The sequence below is a fragment of the Bacillus sp. AFS023182 genome (genome assembly GCF_002560575.1).
Classification (GTDB): Bacteria; Bacillota; Bacilli; order Bacillales; family Bacillaceae_G; genus Bacillus_A; species Bacillus_A arachidis.
This window is the reverse complement of record NZ_NTRO01000025.1, coordinates 1-16,835: the sequence shown is the minus strand read 5'-3', so window position 1 is coordinate 16,835 and position 16,835 is coordinate 1. Positions and strand designations below refer to the sequence as shown.

Sequence of the window (16,835 nt, the reverse complement as noted above, 5' to 3'; positions counted from 1 at the left end):
TCTGGTTCTGATGCAAATGCATGCGTTAGTTGGATTAGAAATTTAATTAAATTTTCATCATTAATAAATCAAAATCATTTTGCAAATCAGTTTTTTCTAATCCGTCTCCATACACTTCTACCAATTGCGTAGTATATTTTTTAAAATTAACAATGAAGTGTTTTAATTTTAAAAAAGTACTTAAAGGAAAATCATACTCATATCATGTTTCACGATATCCTACGATTCCATATTTTTTTATTAATAAATCTATTTCCTTAATTACGTTTCGTAAAAATTCAGTATAAGAACATTTTGTTTCTATTTTTACTTTTGGACTCAATTTCAAATTAAGATCTTTATAACTTATAACCTTTATAAAAAGCGTATCCTCTTCTATCAATTGTAAAAATATATTTGTACCTGCTGGTTCAGAGTCCCATTCTAAACTAACATTTTCTCTACACTCATCATCTGGAACACAATATTTATTTAACTGCATAAGTCCATTCAAAAAATCCCCTAATCCATCTGTTAGATAACTAATTTCAAAATAGTGTTCCTGATTATTGATTTCAATAATTCCTTCAGCCCAACCTAAACCAGTTAATTGATATTCAAACTTCATTCTCTACACCCCCAAATCGTGAGCTTCAACTAACGCATGCGTTAGCTGACTAAGTTTAACTTACAAATAAGCATGCATGTTTGGAAACTCTTTTTATTGTTTCTTCAATTATTAAATTGTAATTTCATAAAGAGTATTCCACGCTTGTCCAGAAATCTCATGTTCTTTAATAAACTGATTTGAAGAATAATTAGTTACTATATTTCCTTTTTCTGAACCTTGTATATCTGTTAGGAGAAATACTTTACCCTCGGGTGAACCTAACAAAGCACAATTAATTAAACTTTGAATTCCAATGAAATCTCTCTTCCTCTTCTGCTATTGCTTTAGAATAATGTTTAATCAAATTGATACTAATGTTCTGGTGCAAAAACTTAAGGACGATTGCAACAAATCCATAAATCTTTTCCATACTGATACTATTACTCCACAAAAGGTGTGTAATCAGTATGGAAAAGGACAATTTGTTCAAATGGAAGCACTATCAGCCTAATATTATTTTATTAGCGGTAAGATGGTATCTATGGTACAACCTAAGTTTTCGTGATTTGGTGGAAATGATGGAGGAACGGTGCTTATCCGATTATGCGTTGGGTTCATCAGTATGGTTATGAATTGGACAAACGAATTCGTCGTCACCTCAAGCAAACCAATGATTCTTGGAGAGTCGATGAAACATATATCAAAGTTAAGGGGCAATGGATGTATCTGTACCGTGCTGTTGATTCAAAAGGAAACACAAGCGATTTTTGCCTAAGCAAACAAGAAATCAGAAGGCTGCAAAGTGCTTTTTCAAGAAAGCTTTGCGATCTTTTCATGTTTCGCAGCCTTGTGTCATAACAGTCGATAAGAATCCGGCTTATACTATAGCGATTGAACAGTTGAAAAAAGAGATAAGCATACCTGACTGTATGCAACTTAAACAACAAAAGTACTTGAATAACATAGTAGAGCAAGATCATCGCTTTATAATATAAAAAAGCGAATTCGTTCTATGCTAGGGTTCAAATCTTTTGACACAGCTACAACCATTCTTTCTGGAGTAGAAGCCATGCATTTGATTAAAAAAGAACAAATTGATTTACGGGACCAGTCTGTCCAAAAACAGAAAGAATTCATCCATAAATTGTTTGCACTTGCTGTATAAGATACGATTCCGTTAAGAACATATGCATTTTATTCCTTTTTTGCACCAAAACCTACACTAGTCAAATTAATATACTTTCCATTGTTAACAAGAGCAAGTGCACGCCCTTGAGCATTACTGTGTTTTTAAATTATACCGATTCATTTCAATACAATAATATTTTTAAAGAAATTGTTTCTCTCTTCTAATTGATATATTGTTTGTTGATGAGCTGCCTTTGTAAAAGTGTGCTTTTCAGAATTATTTCATGTGTATAACCATTTTCATCAATAGCCACTAATTTATCAAATTTATGTACTGTCTTTTTATTATTACCAACTGCAATTGCACCTACAACGGCACCAATACCTCCTGTTAATGCTCCACCAACAGCTGCACCTGCAATTTTTTTAGTTGCAGACTTTCCTATTTCTGTTTCATGATACTCACTACAAGCAATAATTTTCACTTTATGTTTTCGGTTAATCATTGCATAGCTATCTTTCGTTTTACCCATTGCAAAATGTTTTGTGAATATATGATTTTCTCCTTCAACCACCTCGCAATTTAACTTGTCTGTTAATGACTTATCAATTTCCTTTTGCTCTGTAATCGCCTCTTTTGCATTTTTTACATTCGCTTTTAAATTGTCAAAAAATCCCACTTACAACACTCCTCTATCCTATTTACAGCCTAATAATTCATCATAGCTTCATTATAAATAGCTTGTTGAAATATGTAACCATTATGTGTTGAATTACTCACCATTTAACGTCCTTTTTTAGATTGATAGTATCAGTATATCTAAGCTTTATAGATTACTTGCACCAAAACCCTTTTTTATGTCCTTCACCACATTATCTCCATTAAAAATTAGATTTGCTTGACTGTTTTCCTAATGTTAATTCACCACCTATTATTTTCGAGAGTCTATTATTGCCTATGTTTATTCATACTGCCTGCAATGCCATTAACTATTCATAGATTTTCATATTACTTTTATAAATAAAATATATATGTATCGTTGAATATATTCTTGTTCTTCTTCGGGTTAACTAGATTATAGACAATAAACAGTTAAGGGGGGAAATAGATGTTATATACCGACGAGTTTATGGAGAGTTTACGGATGGAAGGTGACCCTATTCCGGATGGAATTATTAAAGAATTGTTCAAAAATAGTCAGGTTGGTGCAGTAAACTCTTTGTTGAAACAATTAATTAACAATGACCAGTCTTATCCAAAAGAGCTTCCTGATAACATCGAAAGTTGGCTGAGAGATACAGCTTGTTGTCCAGAAGGAGTTGACTGGGCCCGAATGAGAAACGCTACTGACTTATTTCGGGAACATGGTATTGCTATCACTTTACTTTTATCAACAGGCTCACTTGTGTATTGTTATGCAGCACGCAAAGGTGTTAAGGTCCTTACATTCAGTTATCGTTTAGGTCAAAATGCCTACCGCAGCATAGCTGAAACAGGACAATTCATCCTTCATGTCATGGCACCAGATGGGCTTGAACCCGAAGGTCAAGGAATCAAAGCGATCCAAAAAGTTCGTTTAATGCATTCAGCTATTCGTCACTTAATTCAACAAACCGGTAGATGGGACGAAAAAGAAAATGGTATCCCCATTTGTCAGGAGGATCTGTTGGGTACTCTATTAACCTTCTCTAGTGTTATCATTGATGGCCTTCGTCGCTTAGGTATGAAGATAACAGAAAAACAGGCCGAAGATTATCTGTATTTTTGGAAAATCGTAGGATCCATGTTAGGAGTTCGGGAGGACATTATCCCAGAGACCATGGAACAATCAATAATGTTAACAGAAACGATTGGAAGAAGGCATCATGGTCCGTCCCCCGAAGGAATTCAGATGACTCAGGCTCTTCTTGAATATCATGCAGATCTAATTCCAGGTGAGGTGTTTGATAACATTATTCCTGCTCTAATTCGAGAAATCGCAGGAAACGAAATTGCCGATTGGATGGAAGTACCCCGCTCCAATTGGCAAAAGTTAATGAAATTCAAAGAACTAATGGTTTTTTTTGATTCTGATTATTCAGGTGTTTTTGGAAGTATGGCTAATCAACTCGGGCTGGCATTGCTCAGGCGTCAGTCACTCACTATGACCAATTATGAGTATACTCCGTTTCTCATACCAACAGAACTACGAAAGGTATGGGGAATAGATGGCGATGCAAAAAAAGGGGGTAAAAATGAATAAACCATGCGTATCCTTATACTTGGCAAATGATATGTGGCAGACTGTATTCATTGGTAGTCGTACCGCTGTTGGGGATAATGGCCGATTACTTGAATAATTTGATCCCTGATTTAAGAAAGTATTTTGTTAATATGTGTCCTACTTTTCCTATTAAAAAGCCTAATTTCTCAATAAACTGTACCCCAATTGTTAAACACGGTTTAACAATTGGAGGTGCAGTTCACAGTCGTATGTCTTTTTCTTTGCAACTATTTCTTTTCCAAACTCATTTCAATCATAGTATAACAAGGTACTATTAGTGATGATCTCCATCTGCAAATCTTGTAAACTCTGAATTATGTTGTTTTTCTACCGGTAATTGCATGCCCAATGTTAAAGTTAATACCGTTATCATTCCCATTAAAATAGTCATTGTTTTTTTCATTTTAATGCCTCCTTATCAACTGCTTTTTTTCTCGCTTGTGCACTTAAATAAAAATACTTACTTGCATTAGAATGGTTATCCTCTTGATAAAACTTAATCGCTAATTCTTCCAAAGATTCTTGCACGTAAGTATATAACTCTTCTCTTTCAAAATACTTAACTCCTGCTAATACTACTTCTTCAAGTTTTTCAGCAGGAACGTCCCCATTCAGCGCTTCTAAAATCATAAAACGATGCTGATATTCCTCATGCTTCAATTTATTACAAATTTGCAATCCTTTTTCAATTAGTTCTCTTGCTATTTCATGTTCCTTAAGTTTAAAATGCTCTTTCGCTTTAATAAGGATAGCTTTATAATGTTTAGGCTTCTTCTCAACCACCTCAGAAAGATAACGAATTGCTAATGTGGAAAGATTTTGACTTGCATATAACAAACCAAAGTTGTGTCGAACCATTAAAATATAATATTCTTCACCAATCTTTTGCAATTGATCCATCGCAGTTGCAAAATGTTCTTCTGCTAGTTCCCACTCCTTTAAATGGGTACAAGCTAAACCTAATAGATTTTCACAAAAAGCAATGTTTGTTTCACATCCATTAAATTTACGGTAAATCTCTTTTGCCTTACTAACACAGTTAATCGCTAAAAGACCTCGATATCTATCATAATAAAATGAACCTAATTTGTAATAAAATTCAGCCATTTCCAATTCGTCAGGAATGTTCTTTAAAAATTCTTCTGCTTTATCAAAATGTTCGCTTGCTTCATTATATCTACCTGTTGCACTCTTATGAATTGCTTTAAAAAAATGATAATAATAAGATAGAAACTCATCTTTTGGTATTTTGAAAGAATCAATCTTATCAAAGCTCTCTTGAGATAAACTTACATTATCAATCAAATAACTATATCGAAAATCGAGAAGAGAATAATATAGTAGTAAATTCTTATCCTCTAATGATTCCCGTTCTTCCACTTTTAATTCTTGAATTATGCTATCAATCTGTTCTTTCATACGATGGGCTTTAGTAATGTTTCTTGAACGAATTTCAATATACCAATCATTCAATAACTTTGTAACTTTTTCGCTTCCCATAGTTACCGACATATAAATCCTCCTCATCCATATTATATATATATTTAATCTTACCAGAAATTTCTGTCTTTTTAAGGTCTCTTTTTTAACTCTGCGGTTTCTAAATATTTTTCAGAACATTTAGAACATCACTATTTACAAAATGTAGAATTTGAATTAAGTTTGATACAAACGAAGTCGCACAACCTAATCAAGCATCTAATAAAAAAGCTCCATTTTGAATTAAGTTTGATCAAAATAGAGTTAAGCTTTCTAATGAAGTATGAAATTTTTATAAAAAGTTTGATTATTTAACAATCTAATTTTTAACTATTGTCAATTAACTTTTTTACTGCATTAACTACGACTTCTGGTTCATCATTTTGTATATAATGTGCACTATTTTTAGCTATTATAAATTCACCATTAGAAGATATTTGAAGAATCTCTTTCTGCATTTTATTCCATAGCCCTTGTGATTCTTCTGAATAATGAGCTTTTTTCCCTGCTGATATAACAATTAAAGGGATACTTATTTCCCTTCTTGAATCCTTTAGCTGTTTCAAGCTTTCCATAAATTCATCATATGTACCTTCATAAACAAATTGTTTGTTGTAAGCATCTTGAAACTCCTTAGACATTGTTGGCAAAAACCTTTCTTTATAATCTTCGGGTGTAGAGTCAACTAGTACTACCCCAGCGACCTCTTGAGGATATTCAGAAGTATATATGCGTGCATTTACCCCCCACCAAAAGAATGTCCTACCAAGATGTAAGGAGGCCTAATATTCAATCGAATAAGGGCTTCTTTCAACTCTTTTACCATATATGTACTTGTTCTAGGATTCGGGCTTTTTTCGCTTTTTCCTAATCCAGCCCTATCATAAACGAGTACATCTGTAAGTACAGAAATTTCAGACACAATATACTTCCACGTTTTAGAATAGTCCCCATATCCGGCATCCATTATAACAATTGGTGTATTCTTTTTATCTCCATAAAATTTTGCAAATAATTTAAAACCATTAAGTTGAACAAATGTTTCCTTCACTGTTTGAGCTATCATCTTTGTATCTCCCATTCTATCCCCCCTATGCAAAAACACTAGCAATATTCTCCACCTTTTTCAAATAACCTGCCCCTCTGTTTAATGAAAAATCCTGAAGTTAGATTTTTATCGAACTTTATTATTAATTATCAATCTTTTTTATAAATGATCGGACTTTGTTTTAAATCATCAATCATTATTTCAAACTAACACAAAACGATACATATACGTTTTTGTAATCAAGATAGTATGTGCAATTCCTACAAATAAAGAAACTTTCAAAAACACACAAAAAAAGCAGCAGGATTGAAAGTAGAGACGCTCTTCACAAAGAAAAAAGACCTTGTAATTTATAACAATGTCTTTTCTCTAAAGTATATAACCCTTTTATCAGCGTTTATTAAATTCCTGTACCATGTTCTTAATTAGCTTGGGCTTCACTTGCTTCTAATTTTGGTGCAGGTACATCCCCATGTTCTTCTAGTTTCGGTGCAGGTAGGTCGGCATGACTATACTCAAGAGCTCCAGTATGCCCATACGAATAACTTGGCGACCAATGATCGGCATGGGTATATACTGGCGCTCCTGTGTCTCCATCTGCTTCTAATTTTGGCGCAGGTACGTCTCCATGATTATAAGATGAAGCTGGAAAGTCAGCATGACTATAAACAGGAGCTCCACCACGCTCTCCTATCGAAGCTGCTTGAACGATACCTCCATCATTTCCATCAGCAACACCAAAGATTCCAAAACCTAAAACAGATAAACCAACGACTGCTGTACCAATTCTTCTTTTCAAATTCCTTCTCCCCTTTATGTATATTTAATGATAATTGAAATGGGCGTATTATGGTTCTCATTCATAATAAAAATCGATTCATCTCAATATTACATATATACACTTCTATGTATTTTTTTGTAAAACTTTCTGTATTTATAGAATTTTGGGTGAAAAGTTAGTACAATTTTCCCGAATTATTACATACATATCTTCAATAAATTTATCAATATTAAACTTAAACATTATTTTATTAATTTCTCTCTTTTCATTTCACTAATAACTTCATCGATACAATCTTCGACTGCTACAAACTGCTTTTTGATATTTTGTACTGTCTCACGAATTGTCATTGCTTGAATTGGAACAGTCATTACAAGCAATTTCGTATTTTTACGTTTAGCAAGGATCCCCCGCTTCTGTGCACATTCAAACAATCTCGCTCCAAAAATACGCTTATTTTCCATAAACCTTTCATAATCATCTAGATTTTTGATTTTGCTATGCGGCTCATATGGAAAAGATTCAAAGCGAATATCAATTTCCAATGTATTCCATTTTAGCTATCGTATATTATAAGAATATTCAAAAAACAGAGGGGATTTCATGAACGTTCAAATGAAGGGGAATGAACAGGTTACAAACTTGTTAAATGACTGGTATTAGGCAATGTTACAGCAACAGGAATTAAAAGCAACTAACTTAAAAAAAGAAGTTGAAGAGAAGACTGCTAATATAAAAGAAGACAAAAATTTATTATTATATTACTCCTTACTAGATTTTAGATATAAAGTACTAACTGATGGTTTAAGCATTACAAAAGATAGCTTTAATGAAATTAACTCCTTTGATATACCGGATAACAACTTTATATCCTATTATTATCATTTTTTCAAAGCAATTCACAGCACAATTCTTGCAGTATACAATGAAGCTGGGGAACATTTTGAGAAAGCCGAAAAACTATTAATGTATGTACCTGCCGAATTAGAAAAAGCAGAATTTAATTATCAGCTGGCATCTTTCTATTACCAAACTTATAAACCTCTACCATCTATTTCACATGCTAGTAAAGCAAAAGACTTTTTCAGTAAAACTAACTGCTATGACATTAACATTGCTTTATGAGAGAACGTCCTAGGCTTAGCATGTATACAGATAAGACAATTTGAACAAGCAGAAGAACACTTAAATAAAGCTATTGATATTGTTAAAAAGATTAATAACACGGAACTACTGTTACGTATTAGAAATAATTTAGGCTGGTTATACGCAAATCAAAACCTTTCAGATTTAGCTATCCGTCGTTTATCAGAAGTTACAGAACATCTTCCAAAACATTATAAAGCTATGTTCTTACAGGCTTGGGAACATTATAAATCGGGCGAACACAACAAGGCTGATACACTAATTGAAAAAGGGCTTGCAGCTTGTACTAGGATAGAAAATAGGGAATACGTGCACCGCTTTAATATCCTAAAGGAAATGAATAATGGTTCTGATTCTCTAACGTTGGAAAGTGTTGTTTTAGAAGGAATTTCCTACTTCGAAGTAGAAAACTTAACACGTTGCGTACAAGAATACACTGAAATATTAGCAACTATGTTTTATAAGGAAAAGAACGAGAAGAAAGCAAGTAAGTATTTTCACATGAGTAATGAAGCAAGAAAAAAATATGAAGAAAAAGGGGCGTTAGTGTAATGAAAAGACTTAAAACAGTACTACTGTTATCCGTTACAGCATTTGGTTTCTTAGCAATGGCTGAGGGTGATACACCCGCACCACAAAAACCGGATTTGGCGTATAGTGATGGGCATACCGGTGGTGCACCTGAACATACACATGGAGAAGGTTGGTCTTCATCTTACAATATAGGTGATACTTGGTCTCTTACCGATAATAAAGGTGATACTTGGTCTCTTACCGATAATAAAGGTGATACGCCCGCACCGGCTTATGACTACGGACAACCACCTGCACCTACGAATACACACGGTGAAACAATAATTTAATAAAAAAAGAACGCCAAAATCCTCACACTAGGCGTTCTTTTTTATAGTTAAAATAAAAGCTTCGAATTAAATCGCAGCTGATTGTCGCTCTACTTTGTTCCTATATTATATTTCAAATGCGGAAGTTACCTTTGATATTTTTTCTTTTTCAGCCTTAAAATAAATTCATCAAATTCTAAAAAAAACACATTAAGGATCTTTGAGGAACTAACTTTCTTATAATTATGCTTGCTATTTCTTCGATGTTTTCATGTAGAAAGAAATGCTTACCTTCAAAAGAGTGGAATGTACACATTTTATTTGTGTATTGCTCCCATTTTTTCACCTCTTCATATGAAGTTAATTCATCATTTTTTCCATTTAAGATTAGAAAATCAATATCACATACTTGTATATTATTATGTATATATGTGTCTACGATTTTAAAATCCGCTCTTAGAATGGGGAGAAAGATTTCCATTAATTCTTCTGATTGAAACACCTTGGATGGTGTACCACCCATAGCAATAACTTCATTTTTAAATTGTTCATTAGGTAGATTGTGTCGGATATCTTTTATTTTGCTATTTGGATGATTTCTACCAGACAAAACAAGAAACTCAGGTAATACGTCATTGGAAATTTGTATTTTCCTGGCTAATTCATAGGCGATCAAACTTCCCATGCTATGTCCATATAGAATATATGGTGAATTATTTAGCTGCTTAATAATAATTTTATAGACATCATTTACAGCCTCTTCAATACTATGATAAAGGCTTTCTTCAATTCTACATCCCCTACCGGCTAACTCTATAGGAATTACTTCAATAAATGGATTAAAGTATTTTTTCCATTTTGAGTAATTAAACGCAGATCCCCCAGCATGTGGCAAACAAAAGAGTTTAATCTTCGTCATTACTGTCTCCCTCGATTAAATTTTTTTATATTCTGGCAAATTGTATAAATATCTTTAATTATTATCTCCTTTGGTAACTCATCTAGTGTTGCACAAGCAGCCATCTTATAATTAGGCTCAATATTATATTGTCTAAAGTGAAAATTTCGAGGTATGTTCTTATATGAAATTGAATTTTGAGCTTCTTTTTTTATGGAGAATGAATTTAACGGGATATAAAGCCCCTTCCCAATAGTTTTTATATAACTTTCTTTTAACGTCCAAAGATCAAAAAAATAACTAATTTGTTCATCAGAATTTATATTAGATAAATCATGAAATTCGTCCTCTGAGAAGAATTCTTGTGCTAATTTAAGAGCGTCTATTTCTGAAATTTTTTCTATATCAATACCAACATTTGAATTAGCAGTAATACAAACCACCCATTCTCCTGAGTGCGAAATATTAAAATGAAAATCAGAAAAATTTTTAACAAAAGGTTTTCTGTGCTTATTACATACAAATTTAATTTCGTCATTATTAATTTTATATTTTTCGCAGATTAAAGAACGGACTAACAAATCTCCTATCAAAATCCTATTAACATCGTCCAATTTTATTAAAGGCTTTATTCGTTCTCTTTTCTCATTTGAAATCAAATTACTAAACTGATTAAACAAATTATTATCAATATCCTTTGGTATTTTTACAGCGTGAATTCGTATTATAAATCACTTCCTTTTTAGAGGTGTAAAATCTTATGTATTACGTAACACCCTCGAAATACATATAAAGCAAAAAAATTGTATATTTACATATTAATGTAAATATACAATTTTCACCTAGAAATATAATTAAAATACTCGGTTCTGGTGCAGAAACTTCAGGGTAATTGCATCATAATCTGTCATTGAACTGTCCATGTATGTTTCTATGTCTCTATTGCACCAGAACCCTATACAGTGCTGCTTTTGATATATTCGTAATGTCACAAATTTGATGCACAGTCATTGAGCGGCTTTTTTTACATTCACATCACTATTCACAAATAATACCTTTGATAGTGAAAATTTATATTCATAAAGTTGTATCCTTCTGGACACTCTACTTTGTGGTTAACGAAAGGTACGCTCCTTCTATCCCTTCTAATTCATTTACGAGATATTTGGCTATCTTTTCCACTGCTGGGGAGAAGACGATCTCCTCATGCGACCCAGGCACCGAATACTTATTCACTTTCCCCCGTAACCACGGCTTCCAATCCGTGAACAATTCTTTATCTTCCTCAGCACTAAAGTAAATGACTTCCCCAGAATATGGTATTAAATCATGCTCTGCCATTAAATTCAGACACTTCCTGTGAGCATTGATAATTTGCTTCAAATTCGTAAGATCTGCATCAGACGGGAGCACTCCTTCCACAATTAATTGCTTAACAAGCATGTCCTGTTGATGAACGAGCTCTTCTTCCTGCTCCACTAGCTCTAAATGGATGAAATGCTCCAATATATAAGATAGCATTTCATCCTCTGTCTTGTAATCCTTTTCTGAAGGCACCTTAGTATCCATTAGTACCAACACCTCAACTTCTTCTCCCTGGTTCCGTAGTATAGTTGCGATTTCATAGGCGATGGCACCGCCCAGAGACCATCCTCCCAGACGATACGGCCCCTCTGGCTGAACTCGCTTCATTTCCTCGGTGTAGAGTTGAACTACTTCCGACAAAGTCAACCCGTCCATTCCTTCTTTCTCTACGAGAGGATTCTGTAGACCATAAAATGAGCAGTGATCCTTGAGTAGCCTTGCTAGCTGAATGTAACAGAATACATTACCCATAAACGGATGAACACAGAAGAAAGGCCTTTTCTCTGATTCTTGTAATGGAATCAGAACCGAAAACGATTTTTCCATACCATGATTGTCACGGATGAGACAAGCGATCCCTTCCACTGTCGGATTCTCAATCAATGCGGACACCTTAATCTCTTTTCCAAATTTCTCTCTGATTTTTGAAATCAATTTAATTACCAGGAGAGAGTGCCCCCCTCTATCGAAGAAATCATCGTTTACATGGACATCTTCTATCTGTAGCACATCCTGCCAGATCGTAATCAGCTGATGCTCGATTTCATCCCGTGGGATGATTGGTGTAGAAAAGGTACTTTCACTTTGAATCGTTAAGCTGTTCAGTGCCCTTCGATCAACCTTCCCATTTGTTGTAAGCGGAATCGCGTCTACTTTAATAAAGTGTGCAGGAACCATATAATTCGGTACTTGTCTCTTGAGATGCTCACGACATTCATGCATACTTCCTTCACCCACCACATAGGCAACCAATCTCTGATCTCCTGGTTGGTCCTCTCTTATCAAAACTACTGCCTCTTTCACCGATGAATGACTTTCTAATTTCGCTTCAATCTCTCCAAGCTCAATCCGGAAGCCTCGAATTTTCACTTGATTATCGATTCTTCCCAGAAAATCCAAATGGCCATCAGCTAAATAGCGGACTAGATCTCCCGTCCGGTATAACCGTTCCCCTTCATTAAATGGATGAGGAATAAAACGTTCGGACGTTAACTCTGGACGATTCAAGTATCCTCTCGCTAGGCCTGCTCCACCGATATAAAGTTCACCCGTTACACCAGCTGGAACAGGTAGCAAATTCCCATCCAATACATAGGCTTGAACGTTCGGCAACGGACGCCCAATGGTTACTCTTTTACTGTCTTTTTTGATACGATAGCATGTCGCATCAACCGTACATTCTGTAGGACCATACACGTTATAAAAATGGATCTTGTCAGCCCTTACTAATTGTTCCCACAGTGACGGCACAATTGCTTCTCCACCGACCAGTACCTTGCTTGGAACATGAACACTATCATTTGTTTCTAACAACCCCTCATCTATGAGTAATTGGAGTAGTGAAGGTGTTATATCGAACATTTCCAACTTATTCTCCCGAATATAAGATACAAACTGTTGAGGATCACTGCGAACTTCGTTTGAAATAATATACAAACCAGAACCATACAAAAGCATTTGTAATTGTTTAACGGATGAATCAAAGGCGATTGAGGCATTTAGACCAACGCGCATGTTAACAGGTGTCCGATGTGAAAAAACCTCTTTCTGTAAACCATAGGATAGATTTAATACCGAATGATGCTGCACCAAAACCCCTTTTGGATTCCCGGTCGAACCTGAAGTGTAGATAACATACGCCAAGTTTTCTCCTGTCACTTTACATATTGGTGAAAGGGTGTTTTCTTGCGAAATCATTGCTTGATCCCGGTCCAAACAAACTGTTTCAACTTCTTCAGGTATCCAACCTTGTGATACTTCGTTTGTAACCAATATTTGAATTCCTGTGTCCTCCAGAATATATCGTAGGTGACTTTCTGGATACGATGGATCCAACGGAACATAGGCTGATCCAGCTTTCAAGATTCCCATGAGACCGACAATCATCCCAACTGAACGTTGGGAACAAAGCCCGACCAATGACTCCGTCCCAGCCCCACATTTCTGAAGATAATGGGCCAATTGGTTTGCTTTTTCATTCAGCTCTCGATACGTCAACTGCTGATTTTCATCCACCACTGCCACCGCATCAGGTGTACGATCCACTTGATCTTCAAACAGTTTGTGAATCACACTCTCACGTGGATACGCTGCTGCATTATCATTCCATTCTTCCAGTAGTTGTTTCTGTTCTATTTCCGTAACATACACCAGCCCCGACAGAGTTTGATCAACGTTCTCGATCATTTGCTTTAACACCTGGCTTAAATGACCCAGCATCCGTTCAATGGTGAGTCCATTAAACTTGCTACAATCATACTTCAACTTTAACAACAACTGGCTTTCTGGAACAACTGTCAATCCTAATGGATAATGAGTTTGCTCTACTCCTTCCAACTCACCAATTTCTAGATTTCCTGAAGACTCCTCTTTCACTGGGTAGTTTTCAAACACATACAAGCTATGGAACAGTGGGGTTCCTCTAGGAACTTCACTCCATCCTTGAATCTCCGTCAAAGAAGCATATTCATATTGTCTTCTTTCTATCTCTTCCTCTTGTATCTTCTGCAACCAATCCATTACTTTTATATCATCTATCAACTGAATTCGCGTCGGTGATGTGGTAATAAAAGGACCTACAATGTTTTCAACATCAATAATCTCCGTAGGACGTCCTGAGCTAGTTACACCATAGACAATGTCATCTTCTCCACTATACCGGCTCATGAGATAGGCCCACGCACCTTGAATTACCGTATTCAAAGTGAGCCTATTGCGCTTCGCCCAGTTTTGTAACGCTTGGGTTTGCTCTTCTGATAAATAAGTTACCTTCTCTGTGTAACCTTTTTCTTGCTCCTTACTTTCTAAGCCAAGTAGGGTTGGCGCTGTAAAGCCTCTGAGTTTCTCTCTCCAGAATTTTTCCGCTTGCTCCTGATCCTGCTCCTTCAGCCACTGAATATACTTCCTGTATGGCGGTGACTTAGGTAAATCCACAGCCTCTCCTTTCATCCTCTTCTGGTACACTGTAAGCAATTCGTTAAATACCAGTGGCAGGCTCCATCCATCCAACAAAATATGGTGATGCGTCCAAACAACCCGATATTCTTCCTCCGCTTCTTGAATGACAGTCACCCGCATCAATGGCGCTTCATCAAAAAGAAAGGCTTGTTTTCGATCCGATGCCAAAAAGGCTTTTCGTTTCTCCTCTTTTTCTTCATCAGACAACGTACGCCAATCCACTTCATTCAGTTTAAACGGGATATGTTCATACACCACTTGTAAGGGCTCTTCAATCTCCTCCCACACAAATGCTGAACGAAAGATCTCATGCCGCTGAATCACCGATTTCCACGCCTGCTCAAATGTAAGGATATCCAATTCCCCTCTAAGCAGGAAATTTAATTGCACCATATACGGCGCTGCATGTTCATTCCCTTGATCATGCAGTGTATGAAAGAGCATGCCTTCCTGCAAAGGTGATAGTGGATACAGGTCGATAATCGGATGGATCTTTCCACGATTCATCTTAGATAGTACTTTGTTTAAATCTGCTGGGGTGAGATTTGCAATCGCAAAATCCGAAACGGTCAGCGCAGATTCTCCACCCGAAGAATGAATCAATCCTCTCAGTTGATGGAGCATATTCTCTGCAACACTTTGAATGGTTGACTTCGCAAACTGTCCAACATTGTACACCCAAGTGAACTGAAGTTTTCCATCGGTTACAATTCCGATTACATCGATTAAATGTGATCGCTTGGAACCAGGAGCATGGTCTAAGCGCGTAAACCCGGTCTCCGGAACAACCATCGCATCGTCAGAGAACATTTGGTCAAATTGTCCAAGATAGTTAAAACTAACGGACGGTGCAGGCTGAGACTCCAATCGCTCACGCATCGCTGGATTCAAGTACAGCAAAATCCCATAGTCAATGCCCTTATTAGGAATTTGGCGCACTTGTTCTTTGACTGCTTTTAATGCTGCAATTGGCGTGTTGGCACCTGTAATATTTAAGTGAACAGGATAAATACTTGTAAACCATCCTACGGTTCTCGATAGGTCAATGTCTTCAATAATCTCTTCTCGACCATGCCCCTCCAGATCCACGGTCAGCGTCGAATGACCTGTCCATGCTGCCGTAGCCTGTACCAATGCTGTCAATAGTACTTCATTGATTTGGACACGATGGGTGCTTGAAATCTCTTGCAATAACGCACGGGTCTCTTTCTCATCCAGCACCACGGTAATCTCCTCAGTTGCTGTGTTTGCTGGATCTTCAAGGGTTGCATCCACTGGTAGCATAGCCACTTCTTGTTCGAACTGCTGCTCCCAGTAATTACGCACTTCTTGCGCAATCCCAGCTTCAGCGTAATGATGCAATTTCTCCGACCACGCTTTAAAGGATGTACTCTTCGTAGATAATTGGATTTTCTGATCCTGACTCGCTTGATTATACGCCGTTTGTAGATCCTCCAGTAAAATCCGCCAAGAAACACCATCCACTGCTAAGTGATGAATCACCCAGAATAATCGACCGGCTCTTTTCTCACTTTCATCAAAATACACCATTCTCATTAGCGGTCCTGCGTTTAAGTGTAAGCTTGCTTGTGCAGTGTCAATCTCCGTTTGAATCACTTGATGCCATTCTGCTTGCGGCACTTCGTCTAATGAAATCACGGTCAGCGTCGATTGTTCTTCGATCCCTTCGTTCCGCTGTTTCCAAGCTCCATCCGGTAAACGTTCATATCTTAAACGCAAGGCATCATGATGGATTAGAAGGGTACGCACAGCTTCCTCCAGTAATACTATATCCAGTCGCTCTTTTGTTCTAAAAAACATGGATTGATTCCAATGGTGTGGGTTCGGATGATCTTGTGCGAAAAACCATTGCTGGATTGGTGTAAGGATCAGTTCTCCAGTTACAACTCCCTGCTCTGCTTGTACACCCTGTTCTTCTTTGACTACTTGCGCCAACTCGGCAATCGTTTGATGTTCAAACATTTGCTTTGGTGTCAAATGCAAACCTGCTTGCTTCGCACGAGAGACAATCTGAATGCTGAGAATCGAGTCTCCACCAATTTCAAAGAAATTATCATGGATTCCCACCTTTTTAATTCCTAATACTTGCTTCCAAAT

General features: G+C 36.2%; 13 protein-coding genes and 3 pseudogenes. 5 read left to right on the top strand and 11 right to left on the bottom strand.

The window, feature by feature from the left end; translation table 11 throughout:
- Positions 1-202 precede the first annotated feature (202 nt).
- The gene (locus CN288_RS13470) at positions 203-607 is read right to left on the bottom strand and encodes a hypothetical protein (RefSeq protein ID WP_098302437.1); all 405 of its coding nucleotides are present in this window, start codon (positions 605-607) and stop codon (positions 203-205) included.
- Positions 608-1,192: 585 nt separating this feature from the next.
- Here CN288_RS13470 and CN288_RS30025 point away from each other — a divergent pair.
- Positions 1,193-1,584 (top strand): annotated as a pseudogene (locus CN288_RS30025) (IS6 family transposase).
- 17 nt (positions 1,585-1,601) lie between these two features.
- A complete protein-coding gene (locus CN288_RS30020; RefSeq protein WP_369680622.1) occupies positions 1,602-1,754 on the top strand; it encodes a hypothetical protein in 153 nt (50 codons plus the stop codon).
- Positions 1,755-1,938: 184 nt separating this feature from the next.
- Here the strand turns inward: CN288_RS30020 and CN288_RS13460 are convergent, their stop codons facing one another.
- Positions 1,939-2,397 (bottom strand): hypothetical protein, encoded by a 459-nt coding sequence (locus CN288_RS13460; RefSeq protein ID WP_098302436.1) that lies wholly within the window; start codon positions 2,395-2,397, stop codon positions 1,939-1,941.
- Between the two features lie 429 nt (positions 2,398-2,826).
- Here CN288_RS13460 and CN288_RS13455 point away from each other — a divergent pair, with 429 nt between their 5' ends.
- A complete protein-coding gene (locus tag CN288_RS13455) occupies positions 2,827-3,960 on the top strand; it encodes an oxygenase MpaB family protein (protein ID WP_098302435.1) in 1,134 nt (377 codons plus the stop codon).
- Positions 3,961-4,255: 295 nt separating this feature from the next.
- On the opposite strand, the gene CN288_RS29290 is transcribed toward CN288_RS13455, so the two are convergent.
- The 5 genes and pseudogenes from CN288_RS29290 to CN288_RS13435 all read right to left on the bottom strand — a co-directional run bounded on the left by CN288_RS29290 (position 4,256) and on the right by CN288_RS13435 (position 7,834).
- Positions 4,256-4,384 carry a Phr family secreted Rap phosphatase inhibitor gene (locus CN288_RS29290; protein WP_217994256.1) on the bottom strand — a complete coding sequence of 43 codons (129 nt, stop codon included), beginning with the start codon at positions 4,382-4,384 and terminating at the stop codon, positions 4,256-4,258.
- On the bottom strand, positions 4,381-5,493 hold the full coding sequence (locus CN288_RS13450; RefSeq protein WP_176527672.1) for a Rap family tetratricopeptide repeat protein: 1,113 nt from the start codon (positions 5,491-5,493) through the stop codon (positions 4,381-4,383). The genes CN288_RS29290 and CN288_RS13450 overlap by 4 nt, the downstream gene beginning before the upstream one ends.
- A gap of 293 nt (positions 5,494-5,786) precedes the next feature.
- Positions 5,787-6,541: pseudogene (locus CN288_RS13445) on the bottom strand (alpha/beta fold hydrolase).
- Positions 6,542-6,929: 388 nt separating this feature from the next.
- Positions 6,930-7,307, bottom strand: a complete 378-nt coding sequence (locus tag CN288_RS13440; RefSeq protein ID WP_098302434.1) for a hypothetical protein — start codon at positions 7,305-7,307, stop codon at positions 6,930-6,932.
- Between the two features lie 224 nt (positions 7,308-7,531).
- Positions 7,532-7,834: a hypothetical protein gene (locus tag CN288_RS13435; RefSeq protein ID WP_098302433.1), complete on the bottom strand. Its 303-nt coding sequence runs from the start codon at positions 7,832-7,834 to the stop codon at positions 7,532-7,534.
- 58 nt (positions 7,835-7,892) lie between these two features.
- On the opposite strand from CN288_RS13435, the pseudogene CN288_RS13430 reads away from it, so the two are divergent.
- Together CN288_RS13430 and CN288_RS13425 are read left to right on the top strand one after the other, a co-directional pair.
- Positions 7,893-8,987, top strand: a pseudogene (locus CN288_RS13430) (response regulator aspartate phosphatase).
- On the top strand, positions 8,987-9,298 hold the full coding sequence (locus tag CN288_RS13425; protein ID WP_098302432.1) for a hypothetical protein: 312 nt from the start codon (positions 8,987-8,989) through the stop codon (positions 9,296-9,298). Before CN288_RS13430 ends, CN288_RS13425 begins: the two are co-directional and overlap by 1 nt.
- A gap of 175 nt (positions 9,299-9,473) precedes the next feature.
- Here the strand turns inward: CN288_RS13425 and CN288_RS13420 are convergent, their stop codons facing one another.
- From CN288_RS13420 to CN288_RS13410, 4 genes are all read right to left on the bottom strand, one after another.
- Positions 9,474-10,196 carry a thioesterase II family protein gene (locus CN288_RS13420; protein ID WP_098302431.1) on the bottom strand — a complete coding sequence of 241 codons (723 nt, stop codon included), beginning with the start codon at positions 10,194-10,196 and terminating at the stop codon, positions 9,474-9,476.
- Entirely contained in the window at positions 10,196-10,894 is a 699-nt protein-coding gene (locus CN288_RS13415) for a 4'-phosphopantetheinyl transferase family protein (protein WP_369680623.1), read from the bottom strand. The genes CN288_RS13420 and CN288_RS13415 overlap by 1 nt, the downstream gene beginning before the upstream one ends.
- Positions 10,895-11,114: 220 nt before the next feature.
- Complete coding sequence (locus CN288_RS30015; protein ID WP_141527972.1) at positions 11,115-11,186, bottom strand: helix-turn-helix domain-containing protein; 72 nt, start codon at positions 11,184-11,186, stop codon at positions 11,115-11,117.
- A 93-nt stretch (positions 11,187-11,279) separates the two neighbouring features.
- A partial coding sequence (locus CN288_RS13410; protein WP_141527969.1) for an amino acid adenylation domain-containing protein occupies positions 11,280-16,835 on the bottom strand: 5,556 nt, incomplete at its 5' end.

Excerpts from the sequence above, each read along its gene's own strand:
- CN288_RS13455 (WP_098302435.1), top strand. The coding sequence starts at position 2,827 with ATGTTATATACCGACGAGTTTATGGAGAGTTTACGGATGGAAGGTGAC.
- CN288_RS13420 (WP_098302431.1), bottom strand. The coding sequence starts at position 10,196 with ATGACGAAGATTAAACTCTTTTGTTTGCCACATGCTGGGGGATCTGCG.
- CN288_RS13450 (WP_176527672.1), bottom strand. The coding sequence starts at position 5,493 with ATGTCGGTAACTATGGGAAGCGAAAAAGTTACAAAGTTATTGAATGAT.
- CN288_RS13425 (WP_098302432.1), top strand. The coding sequence starts at position 8,987 with ATGAAAAGACTTAAAACAGTACTACTGTTATCCGTTACAGCATTTGGT.
- CN288_RS13470 (WP_098302437.1), bottom strand. The coding sequence starts at position 607 with ATGAAGTTTGAATATCAATTAACTGGTTTAGGTTGGGCTGAAGGAATT.
- CN288_RS29290 (WP_217994256.1), bottom strand. The coding sequence starts at position 4,384 with ATGAAAAAAACAATGACTATTTTAATGGGAATGATAACGGTATTAACT.
- CN288_RS30020 (WP_369680622.1), top strand. The coding sequence starts at position 1,602 with ATGCTAGGGTTCAAATCTTTTGACACAGCTACAACCATTCTTTCTGGA.